At 71.2% G+C, this 21,580-nt stretch carries 15 protein-coding genes; 6 read left to right on the plus strand and 9 right to left on the minus strand.

The features are described 5' to 3' along the window. Position 1 precedes the first annotated feature (1 nt). The 5 genes from CGZ93_RS14585 to CGZ93_RS14605 form a co-directional block, all read right to left on the minus strand. Entirely contained in the window at positions 2-994 is a 993-nt protein-coding gene (locus CGZ93_RS14585; protein WP_094364875.1) for a hypothetical protein, read from the minus strand. Positions 995-1,023: 29 nt separating this feature from the next. Next, on the minus strand, positions 1,024-1,632 hold the full coding sequence (locus CGZ93_RS14590) for a lysoplasmalogenase (RefSeq protein WP_094364876.1): 609 nt from the start codon (positions 1,630-1,632) through the stop codon (positions 1,024-1,026). A gap of 68 nt (positions 1,633-1,700) precedes the next feature. Further along, on the minus strand, positions 1,701-2,591 hold the full coding sequence (locus CGZ93_RS14595; protein ID WP_094364877.1) for a D-hexose-6-phosphate mutarotase: 891 nt from the start codon (positions 2,589-2,591) through the stop codon (positions 1,701-1,703). 54 nt (positions 2,592-2,645) lie between these two features. Continuing rightward, positions 2,646-3,482 carry a YwiC-like family protein gene (locus CGZ93_RS14600; RefSeq protein WP_094364878.1) on the minus strand — a complete coding sequence of 279 codons (837 nt, stop codon included), beginning with the start codon at positions 3,480-3,482 and terminating at the stop codon, positions 2,646-2,648. A 95-nt stretch (positions 3,483-3,577) separates the two neighbouring features. Beyond that, the gene (locus CGZ93_RS14605) at positions 3,578-4,555 is read right to left on the minus strand and encodes a class I SAM-dependent methyltransferase (protein ID WP_094364879.1); all 978 of its coding nucleotides are present in this window, start codon (positions 4,553-4,555) and stop codon (positions 3,578-3,580) included. A 255-nt stretch (positions 4,556-4,810) separates the two neighbouring features. Between CGZ93_RS14605 and CGZ93_RS14610 the strand changes: the two genes are divergently transcribed. Together CGZ93_RS14610 and ppdK are read left to right on the plus strand one after the other, a co-directional pair. Then, the gene (locus CGZ93_RS14610) at positions 4,811-5,692 is read left to right on the plus strand and encodes a pyruvate, water dikinase regulatory protein (protein ID WP_094364880.1); all 882 of its coding nucleotides are present in this window, start codon (positions 4,811-4,813) and stop codon (positions 5,690-5,692) included. Between the two features lie 121 nt (positions 5,693-5,813). Then, positions 5,814-8,468, plus strand: coding sequence for a pyruvate, phosphate dikinase (gene ppdK, locus CGZ93_RS14615; RefSeq protein WP_094364881.1), 2,655 nt, complete (start codon positions 5,814-5,816; stop codon positions 8,466-8,468). A gap of 44 nt (positions 8,469-8,512) precedes the next feature. On the opposite strand, the gene CGZ93_RS14620 is transcribed toward ppdK, so the two are convergent. The 3 genes from CGZ93_RS14620 to CGZ93_RS18525 form a co-directional block, all read right to left on the minus strand. Then, entirely contained in the window at positions 8,513-9,361 is an 849-nt protein-coding gene (locus tag CGZ93_RS14620) for a TIGR03560 family F420-dependent LLM class oxidoreductase (protein ID WP_094364882.1), read from the minus strand. 31 nt (positions 9,362-9,392) lie between these two features. Then, positions 9,393-9,854: a hypothetical protein gene (locus CGZ93_RS14625; RefSeq protein ID WP_141211231.1), complete on the minus strand. Its 462-nt coding sequence runs from the start codon at positions 9,852-9,854 to the stop codon at positions 9,393-9,395. 143 nt (positions 9,855-9,997) lie between these two features. Further along, positions 9,998-11,002, minus strand: a complete 1,005-nt coding sequence (locus CGZ93_RS18525; RefSeq protein ID WP_171197174.1) for a glucosaminidase domain-containing protein — start codon at positions 11,000-11,002, stop codon at positions 9,998-10,000. Positions 11,003-11,086: 84 nt separating this feature from the next. Here CGZ93_RS18525 and CGZ93_RS14640 point away from each other — a divergent pair, with 84 nt between their 5' ends. After that, a complete protein-coding gene (locus tag CGZ93_RS14640; protein WP_094364884.1) occupies positions 11,087-12,307 on the plus strand; it encodes an NAD(P)/FAD-dependent oxidoreductase in 1,221 nt (406 codons plus the stop codon). Positions 12,308-12,334: 27 nt separating this feature from the next. Here the strand turns inward: CGZ93_RS14640 and CGZ93_RS14645 are convergent, their stop codons facing one another. Next, positions 12,335-12,856: a DoxX family protein gene (locus tag CGZ93_RS14645; RefSeq protein ID WP_094364885.1), complete on the minus strand. Its 522-nt coding sequence runs from the start codon at positions 12,854-12,856 to the stop codon at positions 12,335-12,337. Positions 12,857-12,898: 42 nt separating this feature from the next. On the opposite strand from CGZ93_RS14645, the gene CGZ93_RS14650 reads away from it, so the two are divergent. The 3 genes from CGZ93_RS14650 to CGZ93_RS14660 all read left to right on the plus strand — a co-directional run bounded on the left by CGZ93_RS14650 (position 12,899) and on the right by CGZ93_RS14660 (position 21,518). Then, complete coding sequence (locus CGZ93_RS14650; protein WP_171197176.1) at positions 12,899-13,663, plus strand: PP2C family protein-serine/threonine phosphatase; 765 nt, start codon at positions 12,899-12,901, stop codon at positions 13,661-13,663. Then, a complete protein-coding gene (locus CGZ93_RS19050; protein WP_094364887.1) occupies positions 13,660-15,591 on the plus strand; it encodes an FHA domain-containing protein in 1,932 nt (643 codons plus the stop codon). Before CGZ93_RS14650 ends, CGZ93_RS19050 begins: the two co-directional genes overlap by 4 nt. A gap of 113 nt (positions 15,592-15,704) precedes the next feature. Next, positions 15,705-21,518: an Ig-like domain-containing protein gene (locus tag CGZ93_RS14660; protein ID WP_141211234.1), complete on the plus strand. Its 5,814-nt coding sequence runs from the start codon at positions 15,705-15,707 to the stop codon at positions 21,516-21,518. The last annotated feature ends 62 nt before the right edge of the window (positions 21,519-21,580 follow it).

The following is a 21,580-nucleotide window of genomic DNA, read 5'->3' on the forward strand; positions in this document are numbered from 1 at the left end:
CTCAGCCGTGGCGGCGGCGGCCGTGGGAGAACAGGGCCGCGCCCATCAGGGTCAGCAGCACCGCACCGATCGCCATCAGGGTGGCCCGGGACACCAGCCAGGCCGGCAGCAGCATCGCACCCACCTGACGCGGCGGCGCCTCCGAGCCCGCGGCCCCGACCGGGGTCGGGCTCGCGGTCGGGGTCGCCGGTGCGGGGGTGACCCGACGAGTGGGTGTCGGAGTGGCCGACGGCGCGGCGACCGGCGGCGGCTCGGCCAGGGTCAGCATCACCTCCTGCTCGGCGACCGCCGACCAGAAGTCCCCCTCGAAGCGCACCTTCACCGGATAGCGCGGGAACCCCTGGCTCCAGTTCCCGGCCTGGCTCGGCAGGGTGAGCTCGAGCTTGAAGTTGCCCTGCTCGTCGGTGGTCGCGAACTCGTACGAGTTCAGCGTGGGATCGAGCACGGCGACGATCTGGTTGCCAACCGACGGCTTGTTCTCGTCGCGGCGCAGGCCGCCGGTGAGGCTCACGGTCTGGCCGGCGCGCACCGGTTCGGGGTGGGGGGCCACGGTGAGCACCATCGGCGAGATCCGGTCCGCGACCACCGTGATCGGGACCGAGGCGCCGGCCGCCGGGAAATTCGGGTCACCGGCGAAGAACACCGAAAGGCTGTGCTCGGTCATCCCCCACGACTCGTCGAGGGACAGCTCGGCCCGCCAGCGCCCGTCCGCGTCGGTGGTCACGTGCTGGGCGTCCACGTCGCCGTCGATGCCCAGCCCGATCGTGGCGTTCGGGATCGGGCGACCGGTGGCGGTGAGCCGACCGTTCACCGGGACCCGTTCGTGCAGCTTCCAGGTGGTGCGTTCGGGGATGGCTTCGAGGAGTACGCCGTTCGGGGCCTGGGCGGCGGGCGTGCTGGCCGGATTGGCGTACGCCGGCCCGGCGACCCCCATCGGAAGCGCGAGGGCGAGGACGGCGACGGTGCCGGCCAGAACGGCGCGGGGTCGGTCCATCGGGGCCTCCGGTGACGGGGAAGTCTGGGTCACCCAATGTTGCCACTGTCGCCAGGCGAACCGGTGGAGGACGGGCGTGGGCGGGTCGCGACGGCGGCCACGAGCAACGCCTGGGCGATCGCGTAGGTGGGCATGATCGCCAGGTCGGACCAGCCGAACCGCCACCGGGGAACGAAGGTGGTGACCGCGATCAGGCTGTCGGAGATCCAGAACAGCACCCCGCCGCCCACTCCCAGCACCCCCCAGGAGGCCGCCCGGGAGACCGTCGTCAGCAGCAGCAGGGCGTACACCACCACCGCCGGAGCCAGGGCGCCGGCCGTCGGCAGGCACAGGGAGACCAGCCACGCCGAGGGGAGGACGCCGAGGGCGAGGGCGAGGTTGGCGCGGCGGTGCTGCCGGCGTGTGGTCGGCCAGAGGGCGACGATCCAGCACAGCTGCGCCACCGTGAAGCAGCCGATCAGGACCGGAATCTTCTGCGCCTCTGGGACGAACCGGGGCAGCGTGTCGCCCAGCCAGGAGGCGGTCAGGGCGGCCAGCGCCCAGGAGCGGGTACGCCCCCGCGGCAGCCGCCAGGCGGTCAGCGCCAGCACCGGCATGAGCAGCACCTGGGCGGTCGCGCTGACCGGTCGGGAGCCCACCGCGAGACCGATCAGGTTCGCGGCGACGACTGCGGCGTACGCTGCCCAGCGCCAGGCGGCCGAACGGGTCAGGGCAACTCCTCCACGGCGATCCTGACCGACATCTCGTGGCTCTCGCCGGGGTGCAGGTGCACCGCGGAGGCCTGCACGTTGCCGGGCTCGACGCAGACGAACCGCTGCCACTCGCCCGGTGCGAGGTCGTCCAGAGAGGCGGACTTCTCCGCGCCCGGGTTCCAGACGACCGTGTTGGCGGAGTTGTGGGTGTGCACGGTGGTACGCCGACCCAGCACCGGGTCGTCGATGGACAACCGGTTCCCGCCGGCGTACACCCGGTCGACCTCGCCGGTCAGGCGTACCGGGCCGATCTGGGTGTGCTGATCGCCGCCGACCTTGTCGAGATAGTCGACCCCGGACAGCCCGTCGACGCTGAGCTGCCGCACGTCGCCGACCCGGAAATAGGCGTGCAGCGCCAACTCGAACACCATCGGACCGCGCGGGTCGGTGTTGCGGACCGAGAAACGCAGCTCCAGCTCCGGGCCGAACACCTGCTGGAAGTGGGCCTGGAACCGGTTCCGATGCCGGTCGACGTGGTCGACCTCGGGGATCATCGTCTCGTCGAAGCGCCAGTCCAGGGTGGTCACGGCCGCGACCTCGCGGGCCCGTTCGAGCTGCCAGTTGGCGATCCGGGCAAACCCGTGGGAGGGGCGTTTCCGGCCGCTGCGGCCGGGGCCGAACCACGGGAAGCAGACCGGTACGCCGCCGCGGATCGCCTTCAGCGGGTGATGGTGGGCGCGCTCGGAGACGAAGAACACGTCGGTGGTGTCGGCCGTCGGGGCCCAGCTCAGGATCTGCGCGCCGTGGTCGACCGCCTGGAAACGGCCGGGGTGCGGCGTACCGTTGGGGACGTCTCCGGTGCAGCGTCCGAAGGCGCGGTCGGTGGCCTCGTGGCGTTCGAACATGTCCCCATCCTGCCTCAGCCGGGGGTGTCCGGCCTCAGCCCAGGGTGTCCGGCCTCAGCCCAGGGTGTATAGGGCGAGTGCTGCGAAGGCGAGGCTGAGCACGATCTCGCCGATACCGGCCTGCTTGGGGGTGACGGTACGCCCGGACATCGGCCCGAGCAGGGGAACGAGCACCGCCCGCAGCAGCACCAGGTCGAAGAACACGGCCCAGGCCCAGCCGAGCCCGCTGGCCGCGGCGGTCACCACGGCGACGGCCGAGGCGACCGCGTGCCAACCGATCGACAGCATCAACCAGCTCGCCTCGCTGCGGTGGCGGATAAGGGTCTTCACATAGAGGACCGTGCCGAAGAAATAACCGAACGCGAGCAGGCTGAGCGTGATCGTGCTCGCGCTGATCGGCAGCTCGGTCGGGTTCGGGTGCAGGATGGTGATCGGCATCAGGCAGGCCGCCGCCACCGTGAGCAGCCCGGAGATCGTGCTCCGCTCCTGGTGGTGGGCGACCAGCCACAACGTGCCCGTGATCAGCGGCGTGTAGACCCCCGCCCAGACGAGCAGTTCCCAGCCGATCTGGCTGAGGGCGACCAGTCCGGAGGCGGCGGTGAGGATGCACCAGGCGGCGATCGGGGTCACATAGCGTGAGCGGCGACGGGTGCTGCGGACCTTGAGCCAGCCGGAGATCGAGTTGAACGCGAAGTAGCCCAGGATCCAGCAGGCGAGCAGGGGAAGCAGGTGCAGAGACAGGCCGTCGCGGCGGACCGTTGCGACGACGGCGAGCAGGCTGGGCACCAGCAACATGGCCCACGCTCCGTGCTGGCGAGGGATCCACCCCTCGCTGCGGCGTCCCCGACGAACGGCCGTGACGGCCGACGAGCGGGACACCGAGGTACTCATTTGCTCGAATGTAATGGTGATTCGGGACGTTTGATCAAGAGAATATTAAGAAAACCCCCAAGAGTTTGACCAGTTGTCAGAATTGTGACGGGGTGTCAGGAAACGCGTGAGCGGGTCACGATGAATCGCGGATCGCGCGTCAGGATCGCGGTCCGCCCCACCGCGCGCCACAGGGCCGGGAGGTAGGGCAGGTGGGCGTTCCAGACGGCCCACAGCTCGCCACCGGGACGAAGCACGCGCCCGGCGTCGCGAAACATCGCGAGGGTGGGTGAGGTGTCCTTGGCGGTGCCGACGTGGAACGGCGGGTTGGTGACGATCAGGTCGGCGGAGTCGGGCGGGCGGCCGGTCAGGCTGTCGGCGAGCTGGATCGTCGCGCTGAGCCCGTTGGCCGCGAGGGTGGCCCGGGTCGCGGCGGTCGCCGCGCGTGAGTTGTCGACGGCGGTGACGCTGAGGCCGCGGCGGGCGAGGACGGCGGTGAGCGTGCCGTTGCCGCAGCCCAGGTCGATGGCTTGCGGACCCGGGGGTGTGAGCCGGTCGAGGGCGCTGATCAGCAGCCGGGTGCCGGGGTCCACCCTGGTTCCGCCGAACGTGGCGCCGTGGGCATGCAGGGTGAGGTCGAGGTCCGCGTGATGGCGGTGCCGCGGCCAGTCGACCGGGCCGGGTGTGGGGTGGTTGGCGATCAGGGCGCGGGACTTCTGTCTGCCGAGCGAGGCGCGGACCTCGCCGAAGCGGCTGGCCAGGGTGTCGTTCATCGACCGGGTCATGTGCCGGGTCCGTCCGCCGAGGACGAGGTGGGCTGAGGGGTCGGCGGTGGCCGCGATGCGCTGGGCGTATTCCTCGAGCGCGCCGAGCGACTTCGGCAACCGGCCCAGGACGAGGGTGACGTCGGCGGCGTCAAGGGGCGCCTCGGTGTGGTCGGCCGGGAGGTCGTCGTACGCCCGGACGTCGCTCCACCGCTGCCGGGCGGCGGCGGTCAGCGCGGGGGAGTCCAGGACCAGGACCGGGCCGGGATCGCCGGTGGTCTGGGTGAGGCTGAGCGCCTCGTCCCAGACCAGGGCCTCCACCGGATCCACCCCCGCAGCCTAGTGGCCTGCGCCGAGGATGAGGGCCGCCCACTTCGCGTACCGAACGTCACTTCGCGCGCTCAATGTCACTTCGCGCGCTCAATGTCACTTCGCGGCTCACCGGTGATCCGCGAGGTGGAACTCGTCACGCGAGGTGAAACTCGGTCCGCGAGGTGGAGTGCTGGGTGGCTTCGCCAGGCTCAGCCACCGTTGCGCTCAGCCCCGGGATGAGCGGCGGGTCTGACCGGGAGTAGGTTGTGTGCCGTGTCCGGGCAGCCGTTGGAAATCCACGTCATCGCCGACTCGACCGGCGAGACGGCGGCGCGGCTGGCCCGTGCGGCGCAGGCACAGTTCCCGAACCACCCGTTCCGGATCGTGCGGCACCCCCGGATCACCACCCCCAAGGGTCTGTTCCTGATCTTCGACGACATCCGCCAGCACCATGATCGACCGGTGGCGGTGCTGTCGACCCTGGTCAACCAGGTGCTGCGCGACCTGGTCGACGACGCGTGCGCCGAGCTGGGCATCGTGCACTGCGACCTGCTCGGCCCGACCCTGCAGCAGCTCGAGATCGCCACCGGCGCGCCGGCCGAGCGGGTGCCGATGCGTCCGGTCGGTGTCGAGGCGGACTATTTCAGCCGGATCGCCGCGATGGAGTTCGCGGTACGCCACGACGACGGCCAGCAGTTGGCCGGGTTGAAGGACGCCGACATCGTGCTCGTCGCCGCCTCCCGTTGCGGCAAGACGCCACTGTCGATGTACCTGGGCTACCTCGGCTACAAGACGGCCAACGTCCCGCTGGTGGCCGGTATCGAACCTCCCGCCGAGCTGTTCCAACTCGACCGCTGGCGCATCGTCGGGCTCACCCTGGACCCCGAGCGGATGGCCGCGATCCGCGCCCGCCGGGTCACCACGATGGGCAGCCGCGGCCGACACAAGGACGGGTACGCCGACCTGGCCAAGATCTATGACGAGCTCGACGAGATCAGCGCGATCCAGCGCCGGCTCGGCTGCCCGGTGCTCGACACCACCAAGATCGCCCTCGAGGAGGCCGCCTCCCGCATCATCGATCTGGTCGACAACCGGGCCCGCGCCAACGGCCGCGCCCTGCGTCGCCCGCCGGGAGAGATGGTGATGGCACCGTGAGAGATGTTTCGTCTGACGGCACCCGTTTCCGCCCAACAGCCCTTGTCACCCCAGTATTGCAGACAGCACCATCCGGCCAGTCGTGCCGGCCGCTGGCGATCGAATCGAAGGAGATTCCCAGATGACCCACACCGATTACGTCTATGACCTCTCCGACGGCGATGCCACCATGCGCAACCTGCTCGGCGGCAAGGGCGCGGGCGTGGCCGAGATGAAGCGGCTGGGCGTACCCGTTCCGGACGCGTTCACCGTCACCACCACCGCCTGCGTGGAGACCATGCGACGCAAGGGGGAGTGGCCGGAATCGCTGTGGCAGGAGGTGCTCGACGGCCTGCACCGGCTGGAGGAGCGGACGGGACTGAAGCTGGGGGACGCCGAGAAGCCGCTGCTGCTGTCGGTGCGCTCCGGCGCGGTCCAGTCGATGCCGGGGATGATGGACACCATCCTCAACCTGGGCGTCTCGGAGGAAACCGTTCCGGCGTTGGCGAAGGCAGGCGGCAACGAGCGCTTCGCGTGGGACTCCTATCGCCGCTTCATCCAGATGTACGGCGAGGTGGTCGAGGGGATCGAACCGCACGTCTATGAGGACGCGCTCACCAAACTGAAGAGCGACCGTGGGGTCGAGCACGACACCGACCTGACCGCCGAGGACCTCAGGGAACTCGTTGCCACGTTCAAGAAGCTGTCCGATGACGCCCTTGGCGGCGCCTGGACCAACGACCCGACCGAGCAGTTGAAGAAGGCGATCAACGCCGTCTTCAAGTCCTGGCTCAACCCGCGCGCCGACGTCTATCGCAAGGCCAACAACATTTCCGCCGACCTCGGCACCGCCGTGAACGTGATGCAGATGGTGTTCGGCAACCGCGGTGACGACTCGGCGACCGGCGTCTGCTTCACCCGCAACCCGTCCACCGGCGCCAAGGAGCTCTATGGTGAGTTCCTGGTGAACGCCCAGGGTGAGGACGTCGTCGCCGGCATCCGCACTCCGCGCAATCTCGAGGAGATGAAGGAAGTCCTGCCGGAGGCGTACGACCAGCTGATCGACACCATGAACCGGATGGAGCAACACTACAAGGACATGCAGGACATGGAGTTCACCATCGAAGGTGGTCAACTCTATCTGCTGCAGACCCGCAACGGGAAGCGCACCGCCGCCGCCGCCCTGAAGATCGCCAACGACATGGTGGCCGAGGGGATCCTGACCAAGGAGGAGGCGCTCAACCGGATCGAGCCGGCCCAGCTGGACCACCTGCTGCACCCGGCGATCGACCCGAGTCACGGCCAAACCCCTATCACCAAGGGACTTCCGGCCTCTCCGGGGGCGGCGATGGGCACCGTGGTGTTCGACGCGGACACCGCTCACGAAAAGGGCCACGCCGGCGAACCGGTGGTGCTGGTCCGCTTCGAGACCACCCCCGACGACATCCACGGCGTGCTGGTGGCCCAGGGTGTGCTGACCGCCCACGGCGGCATGACCTCCCACGCGGCCGTCGTCGCGCGTGGCATGGGCCGCCCCTGCGTGGCGGGCGCCCACGAGATCAAGATCGACCCGAAGGCCAAGCAGGTGACGATCGCCGGGCAGGTGTTCACCGAGGGCGACATGATCACCCTCGACGGTTCGACCGGAGACGTGTACGCCGGAGAGTTGCCGCTGGTGCCGCCGCAGATCAACGAGGATTTCCAGCACATCGTGCAGTGGGCCGACGAGGTGCGTCGCCTCGGCGTACGCGCGAACGCGGACAACGCGGAGGACGCCGCCAAGGCGCGCGAGCTGGGCGCCCAGGGGATCGGCCTGTGCCGGACCGAGCACATGTTCATGGCCAGCGACCGGTTGCCGGCCGTGCGCCGGATGATCCTCGCCAACGACGACGCGGAGCGAACCGCTGCGCTCGCGGAAATCCTGCCCATGCAGCAATCCGACTTCGAGGGCATCTTCGAGGCGATGGCCGGGCTGCCGGTCACGGTACGCCTGCTCGACCCGCCGCTGCACGAGTTCCTGCCCGACCTGGTCGAGCAGTCGCTCAAGGTGCAGAAGCTGGAGTTGACCAACGGCGACGCGGCCGAGCTGGAGAAGGAACGGGCCCTGCTCGCCCAGGTGAAGGGCCTGCACGAGCAGAACCCGATGCTCGGCACGCGCGGTTGCCGCCTCGGCATGCTCTATCCGGAGATCCCCGAGATGCAGACCCGCGCGATCGTCCGCGCCGCCCTGGCGGTGCGTGAGCGCAAGGGGGAGACCGCTGGGGTGGAGATCATGATCCCGCTGGTGGCGTACGCCGAGGAGCTGAAGCGCCAGCGCGCCGTCGTGGAGGACACCGTCGCCGACGAGTTGGAGCGGGCCGGGGCCGAGCTGGAGTTCACCGTGGGCACGATGATCGAGCTGCCGCGGGCGGCGATCACCGCGGACCAGATCGCCGAGCACGCGGACTTCTTCTCCTTCGGCACCAACGACCTCACCCAGACCGGGATCGGCATTTCCCGTGACGACGCGGAATCCGGCTTCCTGGGGCAATACGTCGCCGACGAGGTGATGCCGCGCAACCCGTTCGAGTCGGTGGACCGCGACGGTGTGGGCGGGTTGATCAAGATCGGCGTGGAGAAGGGCAAGGGCGCCAAGCCGAAGCTCAAGACCGGTGTCTGCGGTGAGCACGGCGGTGACCCGGACTCGATCGCGCTGTTCGAGGAGCTCGGGCTGGAATATGTGTCCTGCTCGCCCTATCGGGTGCCGATCGCCCGCTTCGCCGCGGCGCGGGCGGTGCTCGACGGGCAGCAGGGCTGAGGCCAACCGGATCAGGCGGTCCCGCACCCGGCGGGGCCGCCTGATCAGCCCCGGTTCGCGATGAGGGCGTTCGCCAGCGGTTCGAGAGACGCGGCGCGATAGGGCCCGCGCATGGAGAACACGATCTGATCGGCGCCCGCTGCGGCGTACCCGGCGGCCTCCTCGGCGAGCTGACCCGGGTCGGCGCCGTCGGCCCAGGCCAGGTGAACCGACCGGGTGATCTCGACCGGGTCGCGTCCGATGTCGGCGCAGTGGGAGTTCATCACCTCGTTGACCTCGGTGAACGCCTCGGGTGAGTCGAGGAACAGGGCGTCCCACTGTTGGGCGTACCGGGCGGCGGTGCGCATGGTGCGCTTGCGCCCGGTGCCGCCGATCACGATCGGCGGGTGCGGTCGCTGCACCCCCTTGGGTTCGCAGCGCGCATCGGTCAGCCGATAGTACTTCCCGGCAAAGGTCGTGGTGTCGTTGCTGAGCAGGCTGACGATCACCTCGACCCCCTCGTCGAACCGGTCCATCCGCTCGGAGATGGTGCCCAGTTCGATCCCGTACGCCTCGGACTCCGGCTCGAACCAGCCCGCACCCAGCCCCAGCGCGAACCGGCCGCCCGAGATGATGTCGAGGGTGCCGGCCGCCGCAGCGGTGACCGCGGGATGCCGGTAGTGCATCCCGTTGACCATCGACCCGATCCGGATCCGCGAGGTGGCCTGGGCCAGTGCGGACAGCATCGTCCAGGACTCCAGGCAGGTGCCGACGCGGTCACCGACCAGCGGATAGAAGTGGTCGAACACCCAGGCGTGGGTGAACGTGTCGATCTGATCGGCGGTGCGCCAGACGTCCAGATAGTCGGCCCAGCTGCCGTGCTGCGGAGGCGTCTTCACGGCGTACTCAGTCATGGGCACAAACTATCCGGACGGTGGGCTACGCTCACCCGGTGCCCCAGCCCGCGAACCCCGAGCCACTGGCGCCGCCGGGTGCACGCGGGGGCAGGGTGCGGCTGACGCTGGCCGACCCCGACCGGGTGTGGGCCGCGGTGGCCCTGGACACCCATCTCGCCGTGCCGCTGCCGCGGTCGTACACGACGGTGCCCGGGGGCTGGGAGCTCAGCTTCCCGCTGCCCCCGCTGGACCGGCTCGAATACGGCGTGCGGCTGACCACCGCCGAGGGGATCACCGAGACCGTGCCCGACCCGGGCAACCCGCGCCGGGCCGGCGGCAGCTTCGGCGACCGGTCCTGGCTGCCGCTGCGGCTGTCCGACGGGTCGTTGTCGCGATCGCCGACGACCCGGCCCTGGATTATCGCGCCGAGATCGACGCCTATCTCGAGCTCGCCGATCGGCAGCTGGACGCAGCGCGCTACTGGAACTGGTGCGAGGACAACCTGGCCCACCTGCCGGAGGCGGTGCACGACTGGTTCGCCAGCCCCGGCTTCGACCGCATCCTGGTGGACACCGTGCGCAGCACCTATCCCGAACACGAGTGGGACCGATTCCTTGATCACTTCAGGGGCTTGGTCAGCGCCTGGGTCCATGATCAGCCGTACTGATACAGGTTCTTCGCCCTCATGATTCTGATCAAGGAATCGGCGTACGTCGGGTCGGTGGCATAGCCGGCGGCCTGCAGGGCGCGGGCGAAACCGTCGGGGTCCTCGGTCCTGGTGAACGCCGGGGCGTACCGGCTGTTCGCGCGCAGGAAGGCGCCGTGGTCGCGTACCGAATCGGCCATCGAGCGATAGCTGCGGAAGCTCTCGGTGGCATCCACCTTCTGTCCGTTGACGAACTCGGTGGTCTTCCGGTCGGCGCAGTCGAAGGCGACCGGCGAACGTACCTGCCGATAGCACTTGATGCCGTAGAAGTTGTTGCCCGGCGCCGAGTGGCCATAACCGGTCTCCTGCGCCGACTGGGCGAGACCCACCGCAACGGGTACGCCGAACTCGGCCTTGGCGGCGCGCGCGTGCGGGGCCATCGCCTCGAAGAACTGATCCGCCTCGGTGACCGCCGGGCCGCTGCGGGGCCCGGTCAGCAGGGTGCCCCAGGTGGCCTCGTCGACCACCCCGGTGACCGGGAGCCGCCGCTGGGTCTGCAGGGCGCGGGTCGCGTCGGTGGTCGCCTGGTCGAAACTCCCGGTGACCGATACGGGGTTCTGGTGCAGGCCGAGCAGGGTCTGCGCGGCCTTCACCCGAAACCGCCGCTCATAGGGCGCCCCGGGCGCGACGGTCGCGGTGCCCAGGGAATTCAGCGTGTCCTGGTGGGCGACTCCGTCGGTCCTGATCCCGTTCTCCTGCTGGTACGCCCGGACGGCGGCCGCGGTCTGGGTGGCGAACGTGCCGGTTGCGCTGACCTCGTTGCCGGAGTCGGTGAGCAGGTACTGCAGCGCGGTCACCCGCAGTCCCGTGTCCCCGATCCGCAGGCTGCGCTCCCGGTCGGTGCGCCAGTTCAGCCCCAGCACGGTGCCGCTGATCAACAGCACCAGCACCACGGCCAGGGCGATGAGACAGCCCAGGCGGCGGCGGGGGGACTTGCGGGCGGCGTCAGGCACGGGGCCCAAGGCTACCCGCGTGCTTTCGCCGGACCCCCGAGTGACAGCATGGGCCGGAGCAGACCAACGGTCAGGAGAGGCGGAATGGAGCAGATCGTCGTCGTGGGGGCCGGCATCACCGGCCTGGCCACGGCCTGGTACTGCCAGCAGCGCGGAATTCGGGTCACGGTGGTGGACCGCACCGGGGTCGCGGCCGGCGCTTCCTGGGGCAATGCGGGTTATCTCACCCCCGAGCTCACGGACCCGCTGAACGGTCCGCTCGTGCTGCTGGACGCAGCGCGTACCGTCGCCCGCAACCCCCGCGGCCCACTCCAGGTGCGCCCGGGAACCGATCCGCGGCGCTGGCTGTTCCTGCTGCGGATGCTCGCCGCCTCCACCCCCCGCGGCTTCCGGCACACCCTGTCTGTGCTGCAGGACCTGCGCAGTCAGGCGCTGGGCGCGCACGACGAGCTGGCGGCGGTGAGCGGCGTGGCGCTGCGCCGGGACCCGTTCCTGGTCGGCTATCTGTCGGTCGCCGCGCGGGACCGCGCACTGCCGCTGTTCGCGGCGGCCGGGCCCTCGGTCGACCCGGTCGCGCTGGACCAGCGGGAAATGCAGGAGCGGCTGCCGATCCTGGGTGACCCGATCCGCGCGGGTATCGAGCTGCACGGTCAGGCGTACGTCAATCCACCCCAGCTGATGGCCGGGCTCGCCGACGCCGTGCGCGCCGGCGGCGCCGAGATCCTCGAGGGCGTCCGGGTCGACGCGGTGCACGACACCGGTTCAGGCGTACGCCTCAGCGGCTCCGATCGCGAACTGAGCGCGGACGCCGTGGTGCTCGCCAACGGGGCCTGGCTGAACGAGCTGGCCACCGGGTTCGGGGTGCGCTCCTTTGTGCAGGCCGGCCGCGGGTACAGCTTCAGCGTGTGGCCGGACCCGATGCCGACCGCACCGATCTATCTGCCCGAACCGCACGTCGCCTGCAACCCGCTCGGCGACCGCTTCCGGGTCACCTCGGTGATGGAGTTCAACGCCGTCGACGCACCCCTGGACCAGGCACGCATCCGCTCCATCGTCCGCGCCTGCCGGCCGCTGTTCCCGGGCGTCGACTGGGCGGCCCGGCAGGACGAGTGGGTGGGGTCGCGGCCGTGCACCGCCGACGGTCTCGCCCTGGTCGGTGCCACCCGGTCGCCCCGGGTGTTCGTGCACGGCGGTCACGGCATGTGGGGGCTCACCCTCGGTCCGCTCACCGCACGGCTGCTCGCCGAGCAACTGGTCACCGGTCAGGTTCCGCGGCAGCTGCGGGCGCTCGACCCGTTGCGCTGACCCCAGGCGTACGCCGCAGGCGGATCCTCAGGCCTGGTCGTCCTCGACCTGCGGGGTCGGCTCGCTCCAGTAGACCGACAGCAGCCCGGCCGCCGCGGCTCCACCCAGCACGGTCGCGAGCAGGGCCCGGCCGATCGGGGAGCCGACCTTGTCCAGGCCGAGGGCGCGGTCGACACTGACCGGACCGGGGCCGGTCGCGGCCAGCGCGGCGGCGGCGGCGATCAGCGAGCCGGTGTATTCCCAGCCCTCCTTGGTGATGAAGAAGCCGTTCTTCACGTGCACGGTGCGGATCGCGACGGCCATCGTGCCGATCACCCCGGCCGCCGCCAGCGGCGTACCCGCTCCGGCGATCAGGGCGGCGCCGGCGCCGATCTCGCTGAGCGCGCTCAGCCTGGCGTGCAGGCGTTCCTCGCGGAAGCCGATCGACTTGAACCAGCCGGCGGTCCCGTCAAGGGTCTTGGCGTGGTTGCGACCGTGGGCGATCATGATGCCGCCGATGGCGCCGCGAAGAATCAGGCCGGCGGTCCCGGCCGCGGACAGTCTGCTCATGGCCCGGACACTACAGGGCCCCCTCTTGGCTATCCTGCGGCGGTGGACATCCTCGACTTCGCGGCGGTCACCCACCGGGGGACCGTCAAGCAGGTCAACGAGGACAGCATTCTGGCCGACAGCCCGGTGTTCGTGGTGGCCGACGGGATCTCCGGTTCCAACCGCGGGGACATCGCCTCCCAGATGGTCACCCGGGCCTTCGCGGAGCTGCTCGAGCGGCAGGACCTGGCCCCCGACCTGGTCGCCGACACCCTGCAGCGGGCGCACGCCGAGGTGATGGAGGCGCAGCGCCGCGACCATCACGACTCCGCCACCACCGCCTGCGGGGCCGTCGGCATGCGGATGGGTGAGGTGGCGTACTGGATCATCTTCAACATCGGCGACTCCCGGGTGTACCGGATCAGCGGCAACCGGCGGCACCTGACCCAGGTGAGCGTGGACCACTCCCACGTCCAGGAGCTGGTCGAGGCCGGGGTGATCACCGAGGCGCAGGCCGAGCAGCATCCCGACCGCAACGTGATCACCCGTGCGGTGGGGGCCGGGGAACGGTTCCGTCCCGACTTCTGGCTGGTGCCGATGGTGAACGGGGACCGGTTGCTGCTCTGCTCCGACGGGCTGCTGCGCGAGAGCGAGTTGTCCGCGGTGGCGGAGATCGCCCGGTCGGAGGAGGACCCCGAGCGTGCGGTACGCCGACTGCTCGATCTGGCGCTCGGGGCCGGAGCCCGAGACAATGTGTCGATTATCGTGGTGGACGTGCACTCACAGCCGGCCCAGGACGTGCCGGAAACCGGACGGGAGCTTGGATGAGCGAGCAGATCGGCCTCTGGCGGGCCACCTACACCCCCGGGCGCTGGGTGGTGCTCGCCGGACCCACCTCGCTGGCGGTGATGCAGCCGGCGCCGGCGCGCGCCTCGGCGATGGTGAACAGCTTCTGGGACGTGGTGCTCGCCGCCGAGTCGATCGACGACCTGGTGGAGAAGTTCGCCGCCTTCCGGATCGACCAGATGCCCAGCTTCGGCGTCTTCTTCTGGGCCGAGGGTGAGCTGCGCAGCCTGGTCCGCGGCAAGATCCAGGTGGTCGACCTGGCCAGCGGTGAGGCGATCGCCAACGGTGAGGGGGTGCGCACCTGGTCCGAGACCGGCCACGGTGACGTACGCCAGGTGCGAATCGCGATGGAGGAGGTCGACCAGGAGGAACTGCTCCAACTTCCGCTGGTCGTTGGCGCGGTGACCGCGTCGGTGCTGCAGCTCGACGCCACCGACGGGGCCCAGGTGCGGAGCCCGCAGCGGGCGGTACCGGCGCCGGGCGTGGGGTCCGCGGAGACGGCCGGGTCGGGGGCTGGCGCCGACGGGGCGAGCGGTGACGAGCGGGGCTCGGGTGGGGACGCCGCGGCCCAGAACCCGGCCGATCTGGTGGCGAGCCTGTTCGGCGGATCCGCCACCGAGGACCCTTCGCCCGATCGCACCCTCGACATGGAACCGCGCGAGGCGCAGCGTCAGCAGCAGCAGGCGGCCGAGCCCGAGCCGGCGATCAGCAAGGTGCCGGTGTTCGGTGAGCAGGGTGACGCTGCGGCTGGGACCGGGTCCGGCGCTGCCGCAGGGGCAGGTGCCGGGGCGGGGTTCGCGGCGGCCGGTGCGGCTGGTGGTGCGGCGTTGGGCGCCGGGCTCGGTGCCGCCGCGGTCGGGTCGGCCGCTGGGGCGTACCCGGGTCCGCCGCAACCGCACGCCGAGCCCGCGCCGCCGCAGGCGCCCTCGCCGTTCGGTCAGGGGTTTGGTGGGCCGTCGCCCCAGCATCAGGGGTTCGGCGGGCCCGGGCAGAACGGGCCCGGGCAGAACCAGCCCTACCCGCCGGGATTCACCCCGCAGGGGCCGCCGCCCGGTCAATCGGGTGGACAGGGCGGACAGCCCTACCCGCAGGGGTTCGTCGGCCAGCAGGCGTACGCCCCGGGTCAGCCCCGACAGTCCGGGCAGCAGGGACCGGGGCAGGGTCAGCAGGGGCATGGGCAGGGTCAGGGTCAACAGGGACCGTTCGGTCAGCCGGGTCCGTTCGGGCAGCAGGGACCGTTCGGGCAGGCGCCCTCGGGTCAGGGCCAGCAGGGACCGTTCGGGCAGGTGCCCTCGGGTCAGGGGCAGCCCGGTCCGTTCGACCAGCAGGGCCCGTCTGGCCAGCCGGGTCAACCCGGTCAACCCGGCCCGGGGCCGCACGGTCAGCAAGGACATCCGGGAGCGCAGGGTCCGCAGGGGGATCCGTTCGGCGAGCCGCCGAGCGACGGCGAATCCCTCGTCCTGGCGGTCAACTGCACCCTCGGTCACCCGAACCCGCCCGAGGCGCAGCGCTGCCGGCGCTGCGGCAACCCGGTCCAGGGGCAGCAGCACCTGGTGAACCGACCGGTGATGGCCCTGCTCAAGCCGAGCCACGGGCAGCCGGTCGAGGTGGATCGGACCGTACTCATCGGACGCTCCCCGCACGCCAACCGGGTGGCCCGGGAACGGCTGCCGCGGCTGCTCACGGTGCCGTCGCCGAGCAATGACATCTCCCGCAACCACGTCCAGGTGAGCCCCGAGGGTTGGGACCTGCTGGTGACCGACCTGCACTCCACCAACGGCACCGCCCTGGTCCGTCCCGGCAACCCCGAGCCCGAGCGCCTCGCCCCCGGCGAGCCCGTCCCGGTCTATCCCGGCTGCGTCCTCGACCTCGGCGACGGCATCACCATCCTGGTCGACCACGCCCCCTGACCCTTGCCCCCTTGGGTACCGCCGCCGGGCGTGGAGTCCTGATCTCGTGAGGGGGAAGCCTGGGGAATGCTTCGGCTTCGCGGGTGCCCCTGACTCGACATAGCATCGCAGGGGTGGCGGCGTCGGGACTGGGGGTGAGCATGGGAATGCGCCAGCTGGTCCGGCGACTGCCCGCGCTGCTCACGGCCCTGCTCGGCCTGGCCCTGGTCGTCGCCGCCGTCGTGGTGCCCAGTTCGCCCGCGGCGGAGGTGGATCTGCACGACGGATCGGTCCTGGTCACCAATTCGAACCGTTCGCTGATCGGCCGGGTGAACCATGAGATCGACCGGCTCGCCAGTTCGGTGTCCATGGTCAACCGCGACTTCGACGTGTTGCAGGACGGCCGCAACGCGCTCAGCCGCGACCGGGCCGCGAACCAGTTGCAGGCGATCGACGCGGCCCAGTCCCGATTGGGTACGCCGATGATCGTCCCCGCCAACGCGACCGTCGCGCTCGGCAACGAGACGGTGGCGATCGTCAACCCCACCAACGGCCGGATGTGGGCCCGCCCGATGTCCAGCATCTTCACCGTCGACACGATCAAGGCCCGCTCCGACCTCGACCTCGGCCCCGGCGGGACCGCCACCGTCACCACCGCCGGCCAGGCGCTCGGCCTGTCGGTAGAGCGTGGCGAGGTGGTACGCCCGGGCGGCGACCAGAAGCCCGTGAAGATCCCGATCCGGATGGCGATCACCGACGGTGTCCAGTTGAGCGCGGTCGGGGACCGGGCCGTGGTGCTCAACCAGGCCACCCGCCAGGTGTGGGTGGAGGGGTCCGATCCCGTCGAGGTGCCCGACGCGGCGACCGCGCTGCTCGCCCCACCCGCCGCCGACAAGGAACGCGTCCAGGTCACCGAACCCGGAATCCTGCCCCGCCAGCGCACCGTCGACGCCGTGCTGGCCACCCGCACCGGACTGCTCGGGGTCGGTGAGGGGCGCCTGCTCACCCTCGCCGAAGCAGCCGGTACGCCGGTCCGCCCGCTCGTCGCGGCCGGCTGCGCGTACGGCACCTTCGTCGGCGGCCCGGCCACCGCCGCCCAACTGTGCACCGGTTCGGGGCCCACCCTGAGCCAGGTCCCCGAATACACCCCCGGCGGCAACCTCGTGCTCCGCCGCAACCGCGACGTGGCCGTGCTCAACGACACCCAGACCGGCAACGTGTGGCTGCTGGACAAGAACCTCAAACTGGTCCGCGACTGGGACCCGGTGGTCCCGCCCAAACCGACCGAGGGCGGCAAGGAGAACAACCAGGACCAGACCCAGCAGGTACCACCGCAACGCAGCGAGGCGAACCGCCCACCCCGCGCTCGCGACGACACCCTCTCGGCCCGCGCCGGACGGGCCACCGTGCTCCCGCTGCTCGACAACGACTCCGACCCCGACGGCGATATCCTCACCGTCGACCGGGTCCCCGAGGCGGGTGCCGGACAACTCGCCCTGGTCCGCGGCGGCACCACCCTGCAGCTCACCCTGCCCGCCGACGCCCCCCGCGTGCTCAGCTTCGACTACACCGTCTCCGACGGACGCGGCGGCAAGGCGACTGCCCGGGTCAACCTCAACGTGCTGCCCGCCGACCAGTCCGCCGCCAACCAACCGCCCACCCTGCGCCCGGGCCACGACAAACCGATCGACGTCCCGCTCGGCGGGCGGGAAACCCGCCGGGTCCTGCTCGACTGGGTCGACCCCGACGGCGACGACCTGCTGCTGGTGAAGGCGAAGGCGCCCGGCGACGACGAGGTCACCTTCTCCCCCGACGGCACCCTCACCTTCACCGACGTCGGCACGAAACCCGGCCGCAAGGAGATCGAACTCGAGATCTCCGACGGCCAGGCGACCAGCCGGGGCGTACTCGTCCTCAACGCCCGCCGGCCCGCCGACGTCGCCCCGGTCGCCAACGGCGACTATGTGGCCGCCTCGGCCGGCAACGAGGTCGTCGTCCGCCCGATGCTCAACGACACCGGCGCCAACCTCACCCTGTCGGCGGTCGACCAGGTCCGCGGGGCCACCGTCACCCCCGACTTCCCGGCCGGACAGTTCACCTTCCGCGCCGACAACCCTGGCACCTACTACGTCGGCTACACCATCTCCAACGGACCCCGGGCGACCGGGCTGGTCCGGATCGACGTGTCCAGTCGCTCGGTGAGCAACCGGCCCCCGGTGGCCGCCCGCGACGTCGCCCTGCTGCCCGCCGGCGGCAGCGTCGAGGTCGACCCGCTCGCCAACGACGAGGACCCCGACGGCGACGTGCTCGTCCTGCAGAGCGTCGGCGAGCACCCCGACCTCAAGGTGCAACTGCGGCAACGCCGCGGCCTGACCATCACCGCGGTGAACACCCCCACCCGCCCGGTCACCCTGCCCTACACGGTCTCCGACGGGCACTCCCAGGTCACCGGCACCCTCGTGGTCGTGCCCGCCCCCGCGGTCACCGACACCCGCCCGATCGCCGCCGGTGACGAGGCCACCGTCCGCGCCGGCGACCAGGTCAGCGTCCCCGTGCTCGCCAACGACACCTCCCCGATCGGCGCCAAACTCACCCTGGACAAGGAACTCGCCGAACAGCCCACCCCCGCGGTCGCCTGGACCGACGGCGAGAACGTCCGCTTCATCGCCCCCACCGTCCCCGGCGAATACCGCGCCGTCTACCGGATCCGCGACGAGCAGGGCCAGGAAGCCTCCGCCCAGGTGCGCTTCCTGGTGGTCGCCGCCGACGTGGAGAACACCCCACCCGAGCCGCGCCCGGTCGAGGGCCGAGTGCTGGCCGGGGCCAAGGGCCGGATCCTGGTCCCGCTGCAGGGGATCGACCCGCAGGGCGATGCGGTACGCCTGATCGGCATCGACACCGCTCCGAAGCTGGGCCGCGTGGTCACCGTCGGCGAGCGCTGGCTGGAATATGAGGCGTACCCGACGGCCGCCGGCACCGACACCTTCCGTTACGCCATCACCGACGCCCTCGGTGCCCGCGCCACCGGCGAGGTGCGGGTCGGCGTCGTCCCGCGCGGTGCCGCCAACACCGCCCCGACCACCCTGGAGGACAAGGTTGTCGCCAAACCCGGCCGCCGGGTCAAGGTGCCGGTGCTGACCAACGACACCGACCCTGACGGCGACCGGTTCGGGTTCGCCGAGAAGGCCCTCGACTTTCCCCGCGAGCACGACGCCGCGCTCGCCGGCGACCTGATCGAGCTCACCATCCCGGCCGCCCCCGGCACCAGTCAGGGCCAGTACCAGGTCGTCGACACCCGCGGCGCCGACGCCACCGGCACCGTCGTGGTCACCGCTGACCCGAACGCCCCGCCCGCCCCGCCGATCGCCCGCGACGACATCGTCTCGGCCGCCGCGGTGGCCCGGGAGAACGAGATCGCCGTCCCCGTGCTGGCCAACGACATCGACCCCGACGGCGACCTCAAGCTGGCCACGGTCACCCTGCCCGACGCCGCCGCCATCCCCGAGTCGATCCGCCCCCGCGTCGTCGGCGACCGGGTCCAGGTCAAGGTTGGACCCAAGCTGCAGCAGGTGCGCTATGCGGTGACCGACTCCGACGGGCAGACCGCCCACGGGGTGATCACCGTCCCCGGACGCGCCGACTCGGTGCCGGCGCGCGCCCCCGGCGTACCCGATCCCGTCGTGATCGCCGGCGAATCGATCGACCTGCCGCTGTCGCGGTTCGTGATCGGTACCGGCGCCAAGGAGGTCACGCTGACCACCGAGGACCGGATCTGGGCCGCGCACGGCGAGGTCCAGCCGCTGGACCTGCGCAAGCTGCGGTTCACCGCACCGGGCCTGTACGCCGGGCCGACCGCGGTCACCTTCGAGGTCACCGACGGACGCAACTCCTCCGACCCGGAGGGCCGCCGCGCGGTGATCACCGTCCCGATCACGGTGCTGCCGAAGGCCCCCGACAAACCCAGGGACGACCCCGGTAAACCGCTCAACCAGCCGCCGCGCGCCCAGCCGGTCACCCTCACCGTCGGCGCCGGCGAGGAACCGCGCACGATCGACCTGCGCCGCTCGGTGACCGACCCCGAGGGCGAGGAGGTGATCATTGCCAAGCCGACCGGTGAGGTGCCGACCGGGATCACCATGACCACCGAGGCCACCCGGGTCACCGCCCGGGCCGAGCTGACCACCCGCCCCGGTACCTCCGCCAAGTTGAAGGCCGAGGCCAAGGACTCCCACGGCGGCACCACGATGATCGACCTGACCATCGTCGTCGCCTCCTCGGCCCGCCCGCGCGCCAAGGCGCTGGACGACAACGTGCCCAACGCCAACCAGGGCAGGGCGGTCACCGTGCCGGTGCTGGCCAACGACGCCAACCCGTTCCCCGAACGCGGCCCGCTCAACCTGCTGCAGGCCGTCGTCGAGTCCGGCTCGGGCCAGGCCCAGGTCGCCGACGGCAAGGTGGTCGTCACCCCGGGCGCGGAGTTCGTCGGCACCATGGTCGTCCGCTATCAGGTCGAGGACGCGACCAAGGATCCGAGCCGGTACGCCGAGGGCCGGGTCCGGCTGACCGTGCGCGGCAAACCCAGCCGTCCCGGCGTACCCCGCGCCACCGAGGTCGGTGACCAGCGCGCCGTGCTCACCTGGAGCGCGCCCGCCGACAACGGCGCCAGGATCACCGGCTATCGGCTCACCGCCAGCTCCCCCGAGGGCGGCCAGAGCGTCGACTGCCGGGCCACCACCTGCACCGTGCCCGGGCTGATGAACAACGTCGTGCACACCTTCACCGTCGTCGCGATCAACGAGGTGGGCCAGTCGCCCGCCTCGGCCGCCTCCGCCGGCGTACGCCCGGACGTGCACCCCGATCCGCCCGGCCGGCCGAGCACCCACTTCGGCGACAGGTCGGCCACCGTGAGCTGGCCCGCCGCCCAGACCCGGGGGTCGGCGGTCAACCGCTACGTCGTCCAGATCACCGGCCCGAGCGGCAGCCAGACCCGCCAGGTCAACGGCAGCACCACCGAGCTGGTCTGGGACGGGCTGACCAACGGCGCCTCCTACCGCTTCCGGGTGCAGGCGTACAACCAGGCACCCACCCCTTCGGACTTCTCGGCCTGGTCCGACCCGGTCGAACCGGCCGGTCGGCCCAGCGCGCCGCGTCAGGTCACCGCCAGCGACTCCGGCGGGGTGCTCGGCCAGCAGGTCACCGTCAGCTGGCAGCCGCCCGCCTCCGCCAACGGTGCCGAGATCGACAACTATGTGGTGCTCGCCAACGGACGCAAGATCGCCGACGCCGGCCGGAACACGCGGATGCAGTTCACCCTGGAGAACGGCATGCCCTACAGCTTCAGCGTGATCGCGCACAACAAGGCCGGCGACGGGCCGGCCAGCGGGGCCACCGAACCGCTGACCCCCTATGGCGCCCCCGGCACGGCGGCCGCGCCGCGGCTGCACGAGGGCGACAAGCTGATCCGCGCCGACGCGTTCCAGGCCCCCACCAACGGGGCCTCGATCACCCGCTGGCGGGTACGCCTGAACAACGGCCAGATCCTTGAGGTGAGCGCCGCCGACGCCGCCAAGGGGTGGCAGCTGGCGGCGACCAACGGGCAGACCTACAGCATCTCGGTGATCGCGTGTTCGGGCACCAAATGCGCCCAGAGCTGGAGCCCCGCCTCCAACCAGGCCACCCCCCGCGGCGTACCGGGCGCAGTCCCGGTGGACGCCAAGAGCAATGTCGGGTTCGTGTCGGTCGCCTGGGACTCCACCATCGGCAACGACAACGGCTCGCCGATCACGAAGACCGAGATCCGGATCGACGGCGGTCAGTGGGAGAAGGTCGACCCCAAGGGCCGCCGCGACCTCCCCTCGACCCCGGGCCAGGAGCACCGGATCGACGCCCGGGCCACCAACGAGGCGGGCACCGGGCCGGAGGGAACGGCCGCCGCCAAGGCGCGGTGACCGGGGCGTACACCAGAATGGGCCGCGATCCGCACCCCAACCCGAACCCGAACCCGAGCCCG

The sequence above is a fragment of the Enemella dayhoffiae genome (assembly GCF_002250625.1).
In the GTDB taxonomy this organism is placed as follows: domain Bacteria; phylum Actinomycetota; class Actinomycetes; order Propionibacteriales; family Propionibacteriaceae; genus Enemella; species Enemella dayhoffiae.

Coding starts and splice junctions, on each gene's coding strand:
- CGZ93_RS14595 (WP_094364877.1), bottom strand. CDS start 2,591: ATGTTCGAACGCCACGAGGCCACCGACCGCGCCTTCGGACGCTGCACC.
- CGZ93_RS14600 (WP_094364878.1), bottom strand. CDS start 3,482: ATGAGTACCTCGGTGTCCCGCTCGTCGGCCGTCACGGCCGTTCGTCGG.
- CGZ93_RS14640 (WP_094364884.1), top strand. CDS start 11,087: ATGGAGCAGATCGTCGTCGTGGGGGCCGGCATCACCGGCCTGGCCACG.
- CGZ93_RS14620 (WP_094364882.1), bottom strand. CDS start 9,361: ATGACTGAGTACGCCGTGAAGACGCCTCCGCAGCACGGCAGCTGGGCC.
- CGZ93_RS14645 (WP_094364885.1), bottom strand. CDS start 12,856: ATGAGCAGACTGTCCGCGGCCGGGACCGCCGGCCTGATTCTTCGCGGC.
- CGZ93_RS19050 (WP_094364887.1), top strand. CDS start 13,660: ATGAGCGAGCAGATCGGCCTCTGGCGGGCCACCTACACCCCCGGGCGC.
- CGZ93_RS14585 (WP_094364875.1), bottom strand. CDS start 994: ATGGACCGACCCCGCGCCGTTCTGGCCGGCACCGTCGCCGTCCTCGCC.
- ppdK (WP_094364881.1), top strand. CDS start 5,814: ATGACCCACACCGATTACGTCTATGACCTCTCCGACGGCGATGCCACC.